Raw genomic sequence first — 16,996 nt, 5'->3', positions numbered from 1 at the left:
GCTCCCAGGCCGCCACGTCGGGAGGCCGCGTCTCCGGGGCCTCCTCCGGGAGCCGGTGCGTAGGCGGATGTAGACGAGGGGCGTCCGGCACGGAGGAAACTGTAGCCACGGGCCCGGTCTGGGTTCAAAGCGAAGGCGCCCGCAACTTCTTGCGGGCAACGGGGTTGATGTCCGCCGTGGACCTGGATTCGGACGCACAGGCGATGCTGAAGGTGGCCGCGGGAGACCGCCAGGCGTTTGGCTGGCTGTTCGACCGCTACCACGCGAGCGTGGCGCGGTTCGCCTTCCGCTTCGTGGGGGACAGGGAGCGCGCGGAGGAGCTGACGCAGGACATCTTCGTGAAGCTCTACCGCCACGCGGGCGCCTACAAGCCGACGGCGCGCTTCAAGACGTTCCTCTTCCGGGTGGCCACCAACCACTGCCTCAACGAGGTGCGGCGAGGAGAGTACCGGGTGTCCCATACCTCGACCGAGGCACCAGAAGGTGAAGAGACGGCGACGGTGGAGATGGCGGGGCCGGAGGGGGACAGGCCGGACCAGGCGCTGGCGGGGCGGGAGCTGGAGCGGGTGGTGGGCGCGGCGCTGGGGGACATGAGCGCCCGGGAGCGCGCGGCCTTCACCATGTGCCGCTTCGAGGGCATGGCGTACCGGGACATCGCGGAGGCGCTCGAGGCGAGCGAGGCCGCCGTGAAGAGCCTCATCCACCGCGCGACGCTGGCGGTGGCGCGAAGGATTGAAGAGCTGCAGGCGGGCACCGCGCCCGCGAGGAGCAGGGCATGAGCTGTGGTTTCGAAGAGGACCTGACGGCGTACGTGGACGGGGAGCTGCCCCCGGCCCGGCGCGAGGAGGTGGCGGCCCACCTGGGCACCTGCGCCGGCTGCCGCTCCACGCACGCGCTGCTGAGCAGCACCGTGGCGCGGCTGGCGGAGCTGCCCGCGTACGAGCCCTCCTCCGCCACCCGGCGCGCGGTGATGGCGAAGCTGGATGCGCTGCCGCTGCCCTGGTGGAAGCAGCTGGGGAAGTGGCTGCGGCCCGCGGTGCTGGTGCCGTCGGCGGGCCTGGCCGCCGCGGTGGGCATGGCGCTGCTGCTGGCGGGCCCCGGCCCCGACGCACCACCCGAGCTGGAGGACCCGGCGGTGATGGAGCTGGCCGCCAACCTGGAGGTGGCCGAGGACTTCGAGGTGCTCGGCCTGGACAGCGCGGAGGATTTGGAGGTCGTCGCGAACCTCCACGAACTGGAGGCGACACCATGATGAAGCGACTGGACCTGGCCGCGCTGGGGCTGGTGGTGACGCTGCTGGCGGGCGCCACGGCGCGCGCGGAGACGGAAGCGCCCCGCACGGCGGCCGAGCGCTTCGAGCAGATGACGCCCGAGCAGAAGGAGGCGCTGCGCGCGAAGCTGCGCGAGTTCAAGTCGCTGCCTCCGGACGAGCAGGCGCGCATCCGCGGCAACCTGGAGCGCTGGCGCAAGCTGCCGCCCGAGGAGCGCGAGCGCATCCGCGCCAACCTGCGCGAATTGAAGCGGCTCACGCCCGCCGAGAAGCAGGCGCTGCGCGAGCGCGTGCGCGAGCTGAGGAAGCTGCCCCCCGAGGAGCGCGCGGAGATGCGCGAGCGCGTGCGGCAGTACCTGCGCGAGCACCCGGAGAAGCGCGAGCAGATGATGGAGAACATGCGGCGCTGGCGGCAGCTGTCGCCCGAGCAGCGGCAGGAGGTGCGCGAGCGCCTGCGCGAGAGGCGGCGCCGGTGAGCCCCGGCCTGACAGTGCTTCCGGTGGGGACAGGCCACACGCGCGAGGCAGTGCCGGTGAGCGACGGCTCGAGGCGCGCTCTTGCGACGCCTGGCCACGCGCGGAGCGTGGCCCGCTGGAGCCGCGCCGTCCCCCTGTTCCTCCTGGCCCTCGTGCTGGGAGCCCTCCCCGCAGCCGCGCAGGAGCCCGCGCCTCCTCCACCTCCCCCGTCCGTCCCCGCCCAGCCTCCGCCGTCCAGGGACACACCGCGCGCCCAGCCACCCCTGACCGACGAGGACCGCGAGGTGGTGGAGAACCTGGAGCTGCTCGAGAGCCTGGACGCGACCGAGGACCTCGATGTCCTGCTGGAGCTGGGCCAGAAGGACTGAGCCGCAACGCCACCGCCGTCCACGCCTGACGGAATGATGCAATCAAGTTGCATGCGCACGCATCGTGCGCGTTGCATGCGGCGGGGCGGCGAGCGACGGAAGCGGGCTTCGCGGTACACTCGGGGCCATGCTCGTCGCGGTCCCCCGCCCCGTCGAGGTGCCCTCTCGCCGCTTCGGCCACTACCTGCTGCGCACGCGCCTGGGCAGCGGAGGCATGGCGGAGGTGTTCCTCGCGGACGCGGTGGACGCGCGCGGCCAGCCCTTCAGCGTGGCGCTCAAGCTGATGCGCCGGGACGTGCCCGCGGAGGTCTTCGCCGACGAGGCGGACCTGATGGGCCTCTTGGAGCACCCCAACCTCGTGCAGCGGCTGGAGGTGGGCGAGGCCTTCGGGCGGCCCTTCATCGCCATGGAGCTGCTGGTGGGGGGAGACCTGGGCGGGCTGATGCGCGCGCTGCACCAGCAGCGCCGGCCCTTCCCTCCCGACATGGCCGTCCACGTGGGCATCGAAGTGCTGCGCGGGCTGGCCTACTTCCACCAGGCGCGCACGCGCAGCGGCCGGCCGCTGGGGCTGGTGCACGGCGACGTCAACCCCGCCAACATCTTCTTCTCCGGCGACGGTGACGTGAAGCTCGGCGACTTCGGCGTGGCCAAGGCGCACGGCGCGGACATCGGCCCCGCGGACGGCGTGGCCGCGGGCAAGCTGCACTACCTCTCCCCGGAGCAGACGCGCGGCGAGCCGCTCACCCCCGCCTCGGACGTGTTCGCCATGGGCATCGTCCTCCATGAGCTGCTCGTGGGCACGCACCCCTTCCAGCGCGAGTCCACGGACGTGCACGTGGTGATGGCGGCCATCCGCGCGGCGCGCCTCCACCTGCCCTTCACCATGGACAGGACGCTCGCCGCCATCCTCCGCAAGGCCCTGGCGCCGGACGTGGCCAGCCGCTACCGCAGCGCGGGCGAGCTCGCCGGCGCGCTCCTCACCTGGTCTTTGGACACGGGCCAGGACCCCACGCGCACGGACGTGCGGCGCTGGCTGGCGGACGTGCTCGGCCTCATCGGCTGAGACGACGAAGCCCGGGCCCCCTCGCGGGGAACCCGGGCTCCTTGAAGTCACTTCACGTCGAAGGTGACGGCGGCTACTCCACCGTCACGCTCTTGGCGAGGTTGCGGGGCTGGTCCACGTCATTCCCGCGCATCTCCGCCACGTGGTAGGCGAGCAGCTGCAGGGGGATGGTGGCCACCACCGGCGCCAGCAGCGCGCAGGCGGGAGGAATCCGGATGACGTGGTCGGCCAGGCTGGCGACATGCGCGTCGTCCTCGTCGATGACGGCGATGACCTTGCCGCCGCGCGCGCGGACCTCCTCGATGTTGCCGATGATCTTCTCGTAGGCGACGTGCGGCTGCTTCGGCGCAATCACCACCACCGGCATCTTCTCGTCGATGAGGGCGATGGGGCCGTGCTTCATCTCACCGCCCGCGTAGCCCTCCGCGTGGATGTACGAGATTTCCTTCAGCTTGAGCGCGCCCTCCAGCGCCACCGGGTGCATGGGGCCGCGGCCGAGGAAGAGGAAGTCCTGCGCGTTCATGAACTCACGCGCGACGCGCTTCACCTGCGGCTCGCACTTGAGGACGTCCTCAATCATCTTCGGAATCTGCGTCAGGTGCGTCAGGTGCTCCTGCGCCGCCTGCACCGTGAGGGTGCCGCGCATCCGGCCCAGCTTCACCGCCAGCAGGTACAGCGCCACCAGCTGCGTGGTGAACGCCTTGGTGGACGCCACGCCAATCTCCGGGCCCGCGTTGGTGAGCACGGAGAACTCGGCCTCGCGCGTCATCGCGCTGCCGATGACGTTGCAGATGGCCATCGCGGTGGCGCCGCGGGCCTTGGCCTCCTTGAAGGCCGCCAGCGTGTCCGCCGTCTCACCGGACTGGCTGATGGCGATGGCCAGGTGCGAGCTGTCGACGATGGGGTCCCGGTAGCGGAACTCACTGGCCAGCTCCACCTCGACGGGCAGGCGCGCCAGCGTCTCAATCATGTGCTTGCCGGCGACGCCGGAGTGCCACGAGGTGCCGCAGGCCAGGATGGTGACCTTGCTCAGCGAGCGGACCTTCTCCGCGGAGAGGTTCCAGCCCTCGAAGTGGACGTCGCCCTCGCTCAGGAGCATCCGGCCGCGCAGCGTGTCGCCGACGGCGCGAGGCTGCTCCCAGATTTCCTTGTGCATGAAGTGCTTGTGGCCGCCCTTCTCCGCCATCATCGGCGTCCAGTCGATGCGGCGCGTGGGGCGGTTCACCAGCTGGCCCTGGCGGTTGTAGATGTCGATCTTCGCGGCGGTGACGACGGCGAGGTCACCCTCGTCCATGTAGACGATGTCGCGGGTGTGCTCGAGCACCGCCGGCACGTCGCTGGCGATGAAGTTCTGCCCCTGGCCGATGCCCAGCACCATGGGAGACGCGTTCTTCGTGCAGACGATGCGGTTGGGGTCCTTCGCCGTCACCACCGCCAGCGCGTAGGTGCCCTTCACGTGCTCGATGGCCGCGCGCACCGCTTCCGGCAGCTCCAGGCCGCGCTCCAGCTCCTCGGAGATGAGGTGGGCGAAGACCTCCGTGTCCGTCTCGGAGGAGAAGGCGTGCCCGCGCGCGCGCAGCTCCTCCTTCAGCGCGAGGTGGTTCTCGATGATGCCGTTGTGCACCACCGCCACGTTCTTGTACGTGTGCGGGTGGGCGTTCTCGTCGGACGGACGCCCGTGCGTGGCCCACCGCGTATGACCGATGCCGATGGTGCCCTGCGGCTGATCCGCCACCACCCGGCTCTCGAGGTTGCGCAGCTTGCCCGTGGCTCGCACCACGTTCAGCTGGTTGCGGCTCACCACCGCCACACCCGCCGAGTCATACCCCCGGTACTCGAGCTTCTTCAGCCCGGACACGAGGATGGGAGCAGATTCCTTGTCACCGACGTAACCAACAATCCCGCACATATCGACCTCTCTCTCACGCCCACGCCCGCCAGAGCAATCCGGGGCATTCCCCTACAACCCGTGTGGGCAGTTCTCTGGCTGCCCACCAAGCAAGAGCCGCGCCGATCAGAATCAGCCGGCTTGAACCTTGGACGCCTTGCGCGCCTTCTTCGCGGCCACCCAGCCCTCCTTGGTGACCTGTGGCGTACGCGACACAGCGAGGCTCCCAGGCGGCACATTTTTCGTCACCGTGGTGCCCGCGCCGACATACGCGCCGTCGCCGACCTTCACCGGCGCCACCAGCTGCGTGTCCGAGCCGATGAACACCCCGTCGCCCATTTCAGTGAGATGCTTGTTCACACCGTCATAGTTACAGGTGATGGTGCCCGCCCCGACGTTGCACCCGGCGCCAATCTTCGCGTCGCCCAGGTACGTCAGGTGGTTGGCCTTGGAGCCCTTGCCGATCTGCGCCTTCTTCGTTTCCACGAAGTTGCCCAGATGCACATCTTCGGCCAACTCCGTCCCGGGCCGCAGGCGGGCGAACGGGCCAATGACGTTCCGCTCGCCGACCTTCGCCTCCTCCAGCACGGAGTAGGGCTTGATGACGGTGCCGTCCGCCACGGTGGAAGCGGTGATGACGCTCCCCTGACCGATGGTGACACCCTTGCCGATGATGGTGCCCGAGGAGAGCGTCACCGAGGGCCCCACCTCGGTGTCCGTGCCGATGACGACGCCCTCTTCGATGTAGGCGGTGGCCGGGTCCTGGATGGACACGCCCGCGCGCATGTGCGCCTCGTTGATGCGCTGCTGGAGCACGCGGGCGCGCGCCGCCAGCTCCACCTTGTCATTCACCCCGGCCGTCTCCGTGGCGTCCGCCTCCACCGAGCCCACCGGGCCCTCCTTCGCGGCCATCTCCACCAGGTCCGTGAGGTAGTACTCGCCCTGCGCGTTGGCCGGCTTGATTTGCGCCAGCGCCTTCCAGAGGAAGGCCGCGTCGACGGAGTAGATGCCCGCGTTGCACTCGCGCACCGCGCGCTGCTCCGGGGTGGCGTCCTTGTGCTCGACGATGCGGACCACCTTGCCACCCTCGCGGATGACGCGGCCGTAGCCGGTGGGGTCCTCCAGCTGGGTGGACACGAGCGCCAGGGGCCCGGCGGCCTTGTCGTGCGCGGCGAGCAGCGCCTGCAGCGTCTCGCGGCGCAGGAGCGGCACGTCGCCATAGAGGATGAGGACGCGGCCGGAGTACCCCTTCAGGGCCTCCTCCGCCGAGCGCACCGCGTCCGCGGTGCCGCGCTGCTCACGCTGCAGGGCGAAGTGCAGCGGGGCATCCGGGAAGAAGGCGCGAATCGTCTTCTCCACCGCCTCCGCCTGATGTCCCACCACCGGCACCACGGTGGAGGCGCCCAGTTCGAGGGCCCGATTCAGGGGATACGCACAAATGGGCCTGCCAAGGATGGGGTGAAGGACCTTCGCCTTCTCCGACTTCATCCGCGTGCCCTTACCCGCGCACAGCACCACCGCCGCCAGAGCTGTCATGCGGCGGAGAATTAGGGACAGGGAATCGAGTCGTCAACCGCACCCGCAGGAGAAGACTCCCCGGTGTCAACCGGCGGAGGCCGGGCGCTGACCGCGACACTCAGCGAGTTGCTCTGCACGGAAATCCCGAAGCAGGGCTTCAGGAAGACCGTCACCCGACCCGAGGGCGGTACCGACCCGGGCGGCGTCTTCTTCTCGGGCGCGACTGGCGTGCTCATACGCTCCCCCGATGACGGTTCAGGATTTCCAGAGGATGCACCCATTCAGGACACAATCCAAGAGGAAAAATTCTACCTCGTTGAAACCCTGGTTCTGGGAGGTTCGTTCGTGCATACCGGGAGTCCTGTAGTCCGTCAGGCGCTCCGGAGTCCCGACCCCGAAGGGTGGGTTTCTGTCCCCTGGGTAACACATCACCCAGAACGAAGGCCAGGCAGGGATGCTCAGGCGCCGCGAGGAGGCTGGACCGGTGAAGGACACGAGCTTCAGGAGTGAAGCGTCGCGCCTCGGCGCACGCGTGGCGGTGTCGGTGGTACGCAGCCTGGCGGTGTCGGTGGTGCTGCTGGCGTGCGTGGCGCACGCGGCGCGCCCGTACCGTGGCGGCGCGGTGGCCACGGCCTACCCGCAGGCGAGCGCCGCGGCGCTGGAGATGCTGGAGAAGGGCGGCAACGCGACGGACGCGGCGGTGGCGGCGGCCTTCGTCGCGGCGGTGGTGGGGCCGTACCACTCGGGCATCGGCGGCGGCGGCTTCGCGCTGGTGCACGACGGCAAGAGCGGCGAGACGAAGGTGCTCGACTTCCGCGAGGTGGCGCCGAAAGCGGCCACGCGGGACATGTACGTGAAGGACGGCAAGGTGGTGCCGGGCCTGTCCACGGACGGCCCGCTGGCGGTGGCGGTGCCGGGCGCGGTGGCGGGCTACCTGCAGCTCCTGAAGGAGCACGGGAAGCTGTCTCCGTCCGTGGTGCTGGCGCCGGCCATCGCCGCCGCGAAGAAGGGCATCTGGGTGACGCCGCGCTACCACTCCATGGGGGCCGGACGGCTGGAGTGCCTGCGCCGGGACACGGAGGCCTCGCGCGTGTTCCTGGTGAAGAACGCGCAGGGCGTGCCGGACATGCCCCCGCTGGGGCACGTCATCAAGCAGCCGGACCTGGCGCGCACGCTGAGCGGCATCGCCAGGGGCGGCGCGAAGGCCTTCTATTCGGGCACCGTCGCCAAGGCGATTGCGGACACGGTGCAGGCCGGCGGCGGCGTGCTGACGGTGGAGGACCTGGCCGCGTACAAGACGCGCCCCCGCCAGCCGCTGGAGGGCAGCTACCGCGGCCACCGCATCCTCACCATGCCGCCGCCGAGCGCGGGCGGCGTGGCCGTCCTCCAGGTCCTGGGCGCCCTGGAGAAGCTGCGCCCGCAGGGCATGGCCTTCCGTGACGCGGAGGCGCTGCACCTGTACGTGGAGGCGGTGCGGCGGGCGTACGTGGACCGGGCGAAGTACCTGGGCGACCCGGACTTCTCGGACGTGCCCACGGCGCGGCTGGTGTCGCCCGGCCACATCGCGGACCTGGCGGGCTCCATCGACGCGAAGAAGGCCACGGCGAGCGCGTCGCTGCTGCCGCCGGTGCCGGGCGCGCAGGGCTCCACGCTGCCGGACAGGCCCGCGGTGCCGTCGACGGAGCCGGAGCGCAAGAACACCACGCACATCTCCGTCATCGACAGGGACGGCAACGCGGTGGCCCTGACGACGACCATCAACTACGGCTTCGGCTCGTGCGTGGTGGCCAAGGGCACGGGCGTGCTGCTCAACGACGAGATGGACGACTTCGCGGCGCAGCCCGGCGTGCCCAACGCGTTCAACCTCATCACCGGCGAGCCCAACGCCATCCAGCCCGGCAAGGTGCCGCAGTCGTCCATGTCGCCCACGCTGGTCTTCTCGAAGGAGGACCCGAAGAAGGTCATGCTGGCGGTGGGCAGCCCGGGCGGCTCCACCATTCCCACCACCGTCATCCAGGTCATCAGCCACGTGGTGGACAGCGGCATGGACGTGGGGCGCGCGGTGAACGAGGGCCGCGTGCACCATCAATACATGCCGGACGAGGTGTGGGTGGACAAGTGGGGCCTGGAGCCGGCGACGCTGTCCGTGCTGGAGGCGAAGGGCCACAAGGTGCGCCGGGTGGACCAGTGGGGCGACGCGGAGGCGGTGTTCGTGGACCCGAAGACGGGCCTGCGCTACTCCGCGAGCGACCCGCGCAACGAGGGCGTGGCCCTGGGGCAGGACTGAAGCCTTGGCGGAGCCCGTTCCCATCTTCGACGCGCACCTGCACCCCGAGGGCCTGAGCGACCAGGACCTGGAGTCGATGCGCTTCTTCGGGGTGGAGCGGGCCCTGGTCGTGGCGCACCACTTCCCGGAGCCCACGTCCAAGGCGCTCCTGCGCCACTTCGATGACCTGGTGGAGCGCCAGCTCCCCCGGCTGGAGCGCGTGGGCATCCGCGCCTATGCGGCCCTGGGCGTGCACCCGCGCTGCATCCCCCGGCGCGGGCTGTCGGAGGTCCTCTCCGCCCTGCCCGACTACTTCCAGGGCGGCCGCGTGGTGGCCCTGGGCGAGACGGGGCTGCACGTGGGCGGCGAAGAGGAGGAGGAGGCCTTCCTGGAGCAGCTCGCGCTGGCCCGGAGCCTCAAGCTGCGCGTGGTGGTGCACACGCCCACCGTGGACAAGGAGCGCCACACCCGGCGCATCCTCACGCTCTTGCGCCAGTCCGGCGTGCTGGCCTCGCGCGTGCTGGTGGACCACGCCAACGCGCGCACGGTGCGCACCATCCTGGAGGTGGGCCACTGGGCGGGGCTGACGCTGCACCCGGAGGCGCTCAAGGCCGAGCGCGCCGTGGCGGTGGTGCGGCGGCTGGGCAGCGAGCGGCTGGTGCTCAACTCCGACGCGGGCGACGGCGCGGGGGACATCCTCGGCCTGGCGCGCCTGGCCAATCTCCTGGCCAAGGCCAACCTCTCCGAGCGCATCGTCCACCGCATCGCCCGCGACAACGCCATCCGCTTCTTCCAGGTGAGCAGCTGAGCGCCTGCCTCCCCGCTCGCTTCAACTTCTCACAGCCGGAGAGCCGACCCGGGTAGCGCCGGCCCTTCCCGCGGATTTCTGCGACGAAATGGCGCGCTCGTCGTCATTGCTGGAGGAGCTTGCAGCGGAAATACCCCACGCCCCCACCCGTTGCCCCAGCCCCTTTTCAGGGAGGGCATTTGCATCTGACGCTCGTCATCATCGTCACCCTCGCGCTCGCGGGGTGCGCCGGCCGCCCATCCTCCCTCAAGCCCGCCCCGCCGACCGGAGCCGCGCGGCTGGAGCCCGATGCGGGGCGCCACCTCGCCACCCCCCCCGAGCGCTTCCTCGCGGCCTGCGCGGAGGACATCCAGCGGGCCCGGGCCCACGTGAAGGCGCTGCTGGCCCTTCGCGCGCCGCGCGACACGGTGGCGGCCCTCACCGCCTACGACGACGCCATGGCCCTGCTGGACGACGCCGTGGCGCGCTCCGGAATCGCCGCCAACGCGCACCCGGACGCGGCCTTCCGCGAGGCGGGCCGCACGTGCGAGCAGGAGGTGGAGGCGGCGCGCACGGACCTCTCGCTGGACCACCGCCTGTACGAGGCGCTGGCCTCGCTGGAGCTGGACGGGCAGGACGCGGCCACGCGGCGCTGGGTGGCGCGCGTGCTGCGCGACTTCCGGCGCGCCGGCGTGGACCGGGACGCGGCCACGCGCCAGAAGCTGCGGCAGTTGCACGAGCAGCTCACCTGGCTGGGCCAGGAGTTCGGCCGCCACATCCAGGAGGACGTGCGGAGCGTGGACGTGACGCCCCAGGCGCTGGAGGGGCTGCCCGACGACTACGTGCGCGCGCACCCGCCCGGGGCGGACGGCCGCGTGCGCATCACCACCGAGACACCGGACTACCTGCCCTTCATGGCGTACGCGCGCGGCGACGCGGCCCGCGAGGCCCTCTGGCGCGTCAACCGGCGGCGCGGCTACCCGGGGAATCTCGAGACGCTGTCGCGCCTGCTCGAGGCGCGCCACGCGCTGGCCACGCTGCTGGGCTACCCCAACTGGGCCGCCTACGCCTCCGAGGACAAGATGGTGCGCGGGCCCCAGGCCGCCGCGGACTTCATCGAGCGGCTGTCCACCGCCGCCGAGGCGCGCGCGCGCGACGACTACGCCGCGCTGCTGGCGCGCAAGCGGAAGGACTCGCCGGACGCCACCGGCGTGGAGCCCTGGGAGCAGGCCTTCCTCGAGGACCGCGTGCGCGCCGAGCAGTACCACTTCGACTCGCGCGGGGTGCGCTCGTACTTCGAGTACACCCGGGTGAAGCAGGGCCTGCTGGACATCACCGCGGGCCTCTTCGGCCTCACCTACCGCCGCGTGACGGACGCGCCCGTGTGGCACCCGGACGTGGAGGCCTGGGACGTCTACGAGGGCGGCACGCGGCTGGGCCGCTTCTACCTGGACATGCACCCGCGCCCGGACAAGTACACGCACGCGGCGCAGTGGGATTTGGCCACCGGCCGCGCCGGGAAGGCGCTCCCGGAGGCCGTGCTGACGTGCAACTTCCCCCGGCCCGGCGCCCACCCCGCCCTGCTCCAGCACAGCGAGGTGCGCACCTTCTTCCACGAGTTCGGCCACCTCCTGCACCACATCCTCGGCGGCCGCACGCGCTGGGCCGGCCTGTCCGGCTCGCGCACCGAGCGCGACTTCGTGGAGGCCCCCGCCCAGGTGCTGGAGGAGTGGGCCTGGCGCCCCGAGTCCCTCCAGCGCTTCGCCCGGCACGTCGACACCGACGAGCCGCTGCCCGCGGACACCATCGCCCGGATGCGGCGCGCGGACGCCTTCGGCAAGGGCCTGTGGCTGCGCCAGCAGCTCTTCTACGCCGCCGTCAGCCTCCAGCTGCACACGGCCGACCCGGCGAACCTGGACACCACCACGCGGGTGAAGGCGCTGCATGAGCGCTACCTGCCCTTCCGCACCGCGAGCGACGCCTACGTCCACCTCTCCTTCACCCAGCTCGACGGCTACTACTCCTCCGCCTACTACGCCTACCTCTGGTCACTCGTCATCGCGCGGGATTTGCTCACGCCCTTCCAGCAGCACGGGCTGATGGACCCCGCCACCGCGCGGCGCTACCGGGACGCCGTGCTGGGGCCGGGCGGCTCCAAGGACGCGGCCGACCTGGTGAGGGACTTCCTCGGCCGCGAGTACGGCTTCGGGGCCTACACCCGTTGGCTGGACGGCGCCTGACGCTCCACGCCAGGGGCTGTAAAAGCACGGGGCCCCGCGATGTGAATCGCGAGGCCCCATGTGTTGTGAATCGGTCAATTCCCGTCAGCTCCGCCAACGCGGAGTGAGGCGTCAGTGCACCGCGGGTGCGAGCGCGGAGACTTCCGGCTGCAGGGTGATGGCCTGCGCGTCGGGGTCCAGCCGCACCTGCACGGGCACGCCCTGGAACCGGTACTGGGCCAGGGAATCCGCCGCTCCGTCGAGCAGAAGCTGGTAGCGCTCCTCCAGCTCCACCGCGATCAGCAGCATCGTCTCGCCCGCGTCCTCGACGCCCGGGCGGTACACCTGGCACCGCTGGAACCGCGCCCAGCGACCGTTCTCCATCTTCACCAGCTCGCCGTCGTAAGCCATGCGCAGCTCCTCTGCCGTAAATCCGACGGTTGGCAATGTAGGGACGAATTAACTTCGTGTCATCCCCCCTCCTGAAAATTCGTCAATGGCCTCGAAATCCAGTCGCTTACACGACGCTTTCAGGGGTGGCGGGCCCCCTCGCCAGCGACGACTGCCCAAAAGTGTAAATTTTCGGGCCTGTCAATCCAGTCAAGCAGCCTCGCGGGTCGGCTGCGCGATCATCCCCTTGGAAAGGCGGGAGGTCGGCGGGCGCCGGGAGGCCGGTGGCGTGTGGCCGGCGCGTCCCTTAAATTGCCCGGGATGAAGTTGCCCGGGCTGTTCCGCAAAGAGCGCACCACCATCCAGGCCGCGGACGCGCAGGACCACGCGGAGCGACTGCTCGCCGAGTCCCTGCGCATGCTCGGCCAGGTGTGCGCCAAGGTCGCGGACGCCATCGAGTCCCAGCGGCTGGCGCGCCAGGGTTATTCGCACAACACCTACCTGCGGCGGACGGACGGCGAGGCAGAGGACGGCGGCGCGAAGAAGGAGTAGGCCTTCCCTCCGTGCCGACCCCCACCGACGCACCCGAGCCGTGCCTCGCCCACTCGCCCACGTGGCGTGACACGGGCATCCGCATGCCCATGCCCGCGCTCTCCGACACGGAGGGGCTCCGCCTGCCCGAGGGGCTTCCCCCGGTGGTGGACGCGCACGTCCACCTCTTCCCGGACCGCGTCTTCGAGGCGGTGTGGCGCTGGTTCGACCAGTACGGCTGGCCCATCCGCTACAAGCTGCACACGCCCCAGGTGGTGTCCTTCCTGCTGTCGCGAGGGGTGAGCCGGGTGGTGGCGCTCCACTACGCCCACCGGCCGGGCATGGCCCGCGCCCTCAACGCGTACGTGGCGGAGGTGGCCCGCGCCGAGCCCCGCGTGCTGGGGCTGGCCACCGTCCTGCCCGGCGAGGAGGGGGCCGTGTCGATTCTCGAGGAGGCCTTCGCCCTCGGGCTGCGGGGGGTGAAGCTGCACTGCCATGTGCAGTGCTTCGCCCCGGACGCGCCCGAGCTCCACGAAATCTATGCCGCGTGCGCGAGGGCGGGACGGCCGCTCGTCATGCATGCCGGCCGGGAGCCCTCGAGCCCGGACTACAAATGCGACACGTACGCGCTCTGCGGCGCCGAGCGCGTGGAGCGCGTGCTCGAGGCGCACCCCACGCTGAAGCTGTGCATCCCCCACCTGGGGGCGGACGAGTTCGACGCCTACGCGCGCCTGCTCGAGCGACATGACAACCTCTGGCTCGACACCACCATGGCGGTGTCCGGCTACTTCCCCGTCCCCCTGCCCCGTGGGGCGCTGGAGGTGCGGCCCGAGCGCGTCCTCTACGGGACGGACTTTCCCAACATCCCCTACGCGTGGGACCGCGAGCTCAAGACGCTGCTCGGCCTGAAGCTGGGTGACGAGGCCCTGGCGGGCATCCTGGGTCAGAATGCACTCCGGCTGTATGGGGAATGAGGGGGGCCGGCGTGTCCTGGAGGGGCCCGGAGCAAGTCCTCCGTGCGGGAGTCGTTGGCTGTTGAAAAGTGGCGGAGCCCCTTCCGGAATGGAATGGGAGTTCCCATCTTGCCCCCCATAGAATTTCGCGGTCTGAGAGCCGCTGCTCCCCTGAGGCCCTGCCATGTCCCACATCCTGGTCGTCGATGACGACGCGAGTCACCGCACGCTCATCTGCGATGCCCTCGAGGAGATGGGCTACCGAACGGTTCAAGCGGCCAATGGTCGCGAGGCGCTCGACTTGCTGGAGGGCGACATGCCCTCCGCCGTGCTGCTGGACCTTCGGATGCCCGTGATGAGCGGCTGGGGTTTGCTCGACGCGCTGAAGAAGATGCCCCGCGCGCGCGGCCTGCCCATCATCATCATCTCCGGCTACGGCTTCGAGTGGGAAGCGGAGCTGGTCGGCGCCGCCGGCTACATCTCCAAGCCCGTGGACCTGGACAAGGTGCGGATGACGGTGCAGCAGATCGCCGGCCCGCCGGAGATGGCCTTCGTCCACTGACGTGCGGCGGCCCCGCCTCCCGCCCATCCTCCCATCGTCCGAGGGGGGCTGTACCGGAGTGCCGGGCTCGGGTGTGATGGCGGGCACTTCATGTCGCCCCCCTCCTCCGATGATTTGGCCGTCGACGCACGCGGGCTCGTCAAGCGCTTCGGCGGCTTCACCGCGCTCAACGGCCTGGACCTGCAGATTCCCCGCGGGGCCTTCTACGCGTACCTGGGGCCCAACGGGGCCGGCAAGTCCACCAGCATCGCGCTCCTGACGGGCGTGTATGGCCCGGACGCGGGCACCATCCGCATGCTGGGCGTGGACGCGGTGGCCAGGCCCATGGAGGTGAAGCGGCGCGTGGGCGTGGTGCCGGAGGAGCTGAGCCTCTTCGAGCGGCTCACCGGCCGGCAGTACCTCACCTTCTGCGCGCGCATGTACGGGCTGGACGGCGACGAGGCCGCCTCGCGCGCCACGGAGCTGCTGGAGCTGACGGAGCTGACGTACAAGGCCGGCGCGCTGGTGGCGGAGTACTCCAAGGGCATGCGGCGGCGGCTGGCCATCGCCGCGGCGCTCATCCACGCGCCGGAGCTGGTGCTGCTGGACGAGCCCTTCGAGGGCATCGACGTGCTGGCGGCGGGCGTCATCCGCGAGCTGCTGCGCGAGCTGAGCCGGCGCGGGGTGACGCTGCTGCTCACGACGCACGTGCTGGAAATCGCGGAGCGGCTGGCCACGCATGCGGGCATCCTCCGCGGCGGGCGGATGCTGGACCAGGGGCCGGTGGGGACGCTGCTCGAGCGGTACGACTGTCCCTCGCTGGAGGCGGTGTTCGAGAAGCTCATCGCCGTGCCGGCCTCGCGCAACGCGCGCCTGTCCTTCTACGCGGAAGCGGCGCCGGCCCCCGAGCCCGTGCCGCGCCGGGAGTCCGCATGAGCCGCCCGGCCGTGCCCGGCTTCCTGCGGCACCTGTGGCTGTTGTGGGGGCTGCGCTTCGACATCGGGCTCAACCGGGGGCCGGGGAAGAGCCGGCTGCTGGCGGTGGGCGTGTTCCTGGCGTCGAGCGCGCCCGGCCTCTTCCTGGGCCTGTTCTTCTTCGCGCTGATGCGGCTGGGGCCCGTCGCGCACAGCGGCGTGTGGCCGTACTTCATCCTGAACCTCCTCTGCTTCGTCACCTTCTCGGTGTGGGTGACGTGGCCGCTGCTGTCGGCGGGCGTGGATGACCACTCGGAGCTGAGCCGGTACGCGGCGTTCCCCATCTCACCGTACCGGCTGCTCATCGCCTCCACGGTGGCGAGCCTCTTCGAGCCGCGCGCGCTGGTGTTCTACGCGCCGCTCACCGGGGCGGCGCTGGGCTTCGCGTCGGTGCACCGGCTGAGGGCGCCGTGGCTGGCGGTGGGGCTGTACGTGCTGTTCGCGCTGTTGTGCGCGGCGTGGAGCCGGGTGGCGCTGTACGCGGTCATCAACGTGCTGCGCGCGAAGCACAGCGCGCGAATCATGGGCGGGGGCATGGTGGCGTTCCTCGTCGCCGCGTCGTTCATCCCGCCCATCGACACGTCGTGGCTGACGGAGGTGGGCGAGGCGGGGGTGAGCGCGCTGGACATGACGCTCATCATCAACGCGGCGGTGGCGCTGGGGCAGGTGCCGCCGGGCTTCTTCGGGGACGGGCTGGGACAGCTCGCGCTGGGGCGCCTGCGCATCGCGCTGATGGAGGCGGGCGGGCTGTTCTTCTTCGCCTCCGTGGGCATGGCGGTGGCGTACGCGCTGCTGATGCGCTTCCACCGGCAGGCGGGACGCGCGGGCGCTCGGGCGACGGACTCGGGGGACACCAATCCCTTCGCGCGGACGCGGACGCGGTTCTCCACGCTGGTGATGCGCGAGGCCCTGGACCTGTGGCGCAACCCGCGCGCGCGGCTGCTCGCGTCGGTGCCCTTCATCCTGGCGATTCTGTTGAAGCTGCTGTCCGGGAGGGACCTGTTCGTCTTCCTGCTGGGCGCTTCCGCGGACGCGTGGCTGATGGGCGGCCTGTGCATCTATGGCGCGGTGGTGATTGCGTCGACGTTCTCGCAGAACACCTTCGGCTATGACGGGCAGGGCTTCGCCGTGTTCCTGGCGGCGCCGGTGGACCTGGCGGACGTGCTGCGAGCGAAGAACGGGGTGCAGGGCGCGGGAGCGCTCGGCATGGCGGTGCTGGTGGCGCTGTTCTACCGGGTGTACTTCGGCTTCGGGACGATGGTGGACATGCTGTGCGCCATGGCGGCGGTGGCGGCGGTGGTGCCGGTGCTGCTGGCGGCGGGCAACTTCCTGTCGCTGCTCTTCCCGGTGAAGTTCCACGCGAGCCTGAAGCGGCGGGACAAGGTGCCGCTGACGGCGTCGATGCTCGGCATCTTCGCGGCCAGCACCGGGTGCATGCCCTTCGGCTGGGCCCTGCGGCTGGCGGGGAAGGACGGGCCCACGTGGCAGACGGTGGCGATGCTTGCGCTGTGCGCGGGCCTCAACGTGGCGCTCTACCGGGGCGTGCTGCCCCTGGCGCTGCGGCTGCTGGACCAGCGACGCGAGCGGGTGCTGCACGCGGTGACGCGGGAGTAGCGCCGGCCTGAGCTGACCGGACGCTCCCGGCACCGTCCTGTTCGGAAATGTCGGGACATTTCGCGTCTCGAAACCCCCGACATATCCGAACAGGAGGCCGCAGAGCCTGCCCGGGCGCGCCCAGCGCAAGGTCTGGAA

At 70.8% G+C, this 16,996-nt stretch carries 16 protein-coding genes; 13 read left to right on the top strand and 3 right to left on the bottom strand.

Annotated features, from left to right (window positions below; all coding sequences use genetic code 11):
* Positions 1-167: 167 nt before the first annotated feature.
* The 5 genes from ACX9TP_RS08790 to ACX9TP_RS08770 all read left to right on the top strand — a co-directional run bounded on the left by ACX9TP_RS08790 (position 168) and on the right by ACX9TP_RS08770 (position 3,177).
* Complete coding sequence (locus ACX9TP_RS08790; protein WP_482979281.1) at positions 168-779, top strand: RNA polymerase sigma factor; 612 nt, start codon at positions 168-170, stop codon at positions 777-779.
* On the top strand, positions 776-1,252 hold the full coding sequence (locus tag ACX9TP_RS08785; RefSeq protein WP_482979280.1) for an anti-sigma factor family protein: 477 nt from the start codon (positions 776-778) through the stop codon (positions 1,250-1,252). The genes ACX9TP_RS08790 and ACX9TP_RS08785 overlap by 4 nt, the downstream gene beginning before the upstream one ends.
* Positions 1,249-1,746: a DUF3106 domain-containing protein gene (locus ACX9TP_RS08780; protein ID WP_482979279.1), complete on the top strand. Its 498-nt coding sequence runs from the start codon at positions 1,249-1,251 to the stop codon at positions 1,744-1,746. The genes ACX9TP_RS08785 and ACX9TP_RS08780 overlap by 4 nt, the downstream gene beginning before the upstream one ends.
* Before the next feature lie 107 nt (positions 1,747-1,853).
* The gene (locus ACX9TP_RS08775; RefSeq protein WP_482979278.1) at positions 1,854-2,114 is read left to right on the top strand and encodes a hypothetical protein; all 261 of its coding nucleotides are present in this window, start codon (positions 1,854-1,856) and stop codon (positions 2,112-2,114) included.
* A gap of 127 nt (positions 2,115-2,241) precedes the next feature.
* Complete coding sequence (locus ACX9TP_RS08770) at positions 2,242-3,177, top strand: serine/threonine-protein kinase (RefSeq protein ID WP_482979277.1); 936 nt, start codon at positions 2,242-2,244, stop codon at positions 3,175-3,177.
* 73 nt (positions 3,178-3,250) lie between these two features.
* On the opposite strand, the gene glmS is transcribed toward ACX9TP_RS08770, so the two are convergent.
* A complete protein-coding gene (gene glmS, locus ACX9TP_RS08765) occupies positions 3,251-5,086 on the bottom strand; it encodes a glutamine--fructose-6-phosphate transaminase (isomerizing) (RefSeq protein WP_482979276.1) in 1,836 nt (611 codons plus the stop codon).
* A gap of 111 nt (positions 5,087-5,197) precedes the next feature.
* Positions 5,198-6,601 carry a bifunctional UDP-N-acetylglucosamine diphosphorylase/glucosamine-1-phosphate N-acetyltransferase GlmU gene (glmU, locus tag ACX9TP_RS08760; RefSeq protein ID WP_482979275.1) on the bottom strand — a complete coding sequence of 468 codons (1,404 nt, stop codon included), beginning with the start codon at positions 6,599-6,601 and terminating at the stop codon, positions 5,198-5,200.
* A 466-nt stretch (positions 6,602-7,067) separates the two neighbouring features.
* On the opposite strand from glmU, the gene ggt reads away from it, so the two are divergent.
* The 3 genes from ggt to ACX9TP_RS08745 all read left to right on the top strand — a co-directional run bounded on the left by ggt (position 7,068) and on the right by ACX9TP_RS08745 (position 11,876).
* Positions 7,068-8,870 (top strand): gamma-glutamyltransferase, encoded by a 1,803-nt coding sequence (gene ggt / locus ACX9TP_RS08755; RefSeq protein WP_482979274.1) that lies wholly within the window; start codon positions 7,068-7,070, stop codon positions 8,868-8,870.
* 4 nt (positions 8,871-8,874) lie between these two features.
* Positions 8,875-9,657 (top strand): TatD family hydrolase, encoded by a 783-nt coding sequence (locus ACX9TP_RS08750; RefSeq protein ID WP_482979273.1) that lies wholly within the window; start codon positions 8,875-8,877, stop codon positions 9,655-9,657.
* Positions 9,658-9,836: 179 nt separating this feature from the next.
* Positions 9,837-11,876: a M3 family metallopeptidase gene (locus tag ACX9TP_RS08745; protein ID WP_482979272.1), complete on the top strand. Its 2,040-nt coding sequence runs from the start codon at positions 9,837-9,839 to the stop codon at positions 11,874-11,876.
* A gap of 111 nt (positions 11,877-11,987) precedes the next feature.
* Here the strand turns inward: ACX9TP_RS08745 and ACX9TP_RS08740 are convergent, their stop codons facing one another.
* Positions 11,988-12,266, bottom strand: a complete 279-nt coding sequence (locus ACX9TP_RS08740) for a hypothetical protein (protein ID WP_482979271.1) — start codon at positions 12,264-12,266, stop codon at positions 11,988-11,990.
* 300 nt (positions 12,267-12,566) lie between these two features.
* Here ACX9TP_RS08740 and ACX9TP_RS08735 point away from each other — a divergent pair, with 300 nt between their 5' ends.
* From ACX9TP_RS08735 to ACX9TP_RS08715, 5 genes are all read left to right on the top strand, one after another.
* Positions 12,567-12,797, top strand: coding sequence for a hypothetical protein (locus ACX9TP_RS08735; RefSeq protein WP_482979270.1), 231 nt, complete (start codon positions 12,567-12,569; stop codon positions 12,795-12,797).
* A gap of 83 nt (positions 12,798-12,880) precedes the next feature.
* Positions 12,881-13,750, top strand: a complete 870-nt coding sequence (locus ACX9TP_RS08730) for an amidohydrolase family protein (protein ID WP_482982136.1) — start codon at positions 12,881-12,883, stop codon at positions 13,748-13,750.
* Between the two features lie 163 nt (positions 13,751-13,913).
* The gene (locus ACX9TP_RS08725) at positions 13,914-14,291 is read left to right on the top strand and encodes a response regulator (protein WP_163996180.1); all 378 of its coding nucleotides are present in this window, start codon (positions 13,914-13,916) and stop codon (positions 14,289-14,291) included.
* Between the two features lie 90 nt (positions 14,292-14,381).
* Positions 14,382-15,206: an ABC transporter ATP-binding protein gene (locus ACX9TP_RS08720; RefSeq protein WP_482979269.1), complete on the top strand. Its 825-nt coding sequence runs from the start codon at positions 14,382-14,384 to the stop codon at positions 15,204-15,206.
* Positions 15,203-16,858 (top strand): hypothetical protein, encoded by a 1,656-nt coding sequence (locus ACX9TP_RS08715; protein WP_482979268.1) that lies wholly within the window; start codon positions 15,203-15,205, stop codon positions 16,856-16,858. The genes ACX9TP_RS08720 and ACX9TP_RS08715 overlap by 4 nt, the downstream gene beginning before the upstream one ends.
* Positions 16,859-16,996 lie beyond the last annotated feature (138 nt).

The sequence above is a fragment of the Pyxidicoccus sp. M15 genome (assembly GCF_056858435.1).
Note: the sequence above shows the minus strand (reverse complement) of the source record. Positions and strands in the feature narration are given on the sequence as shown.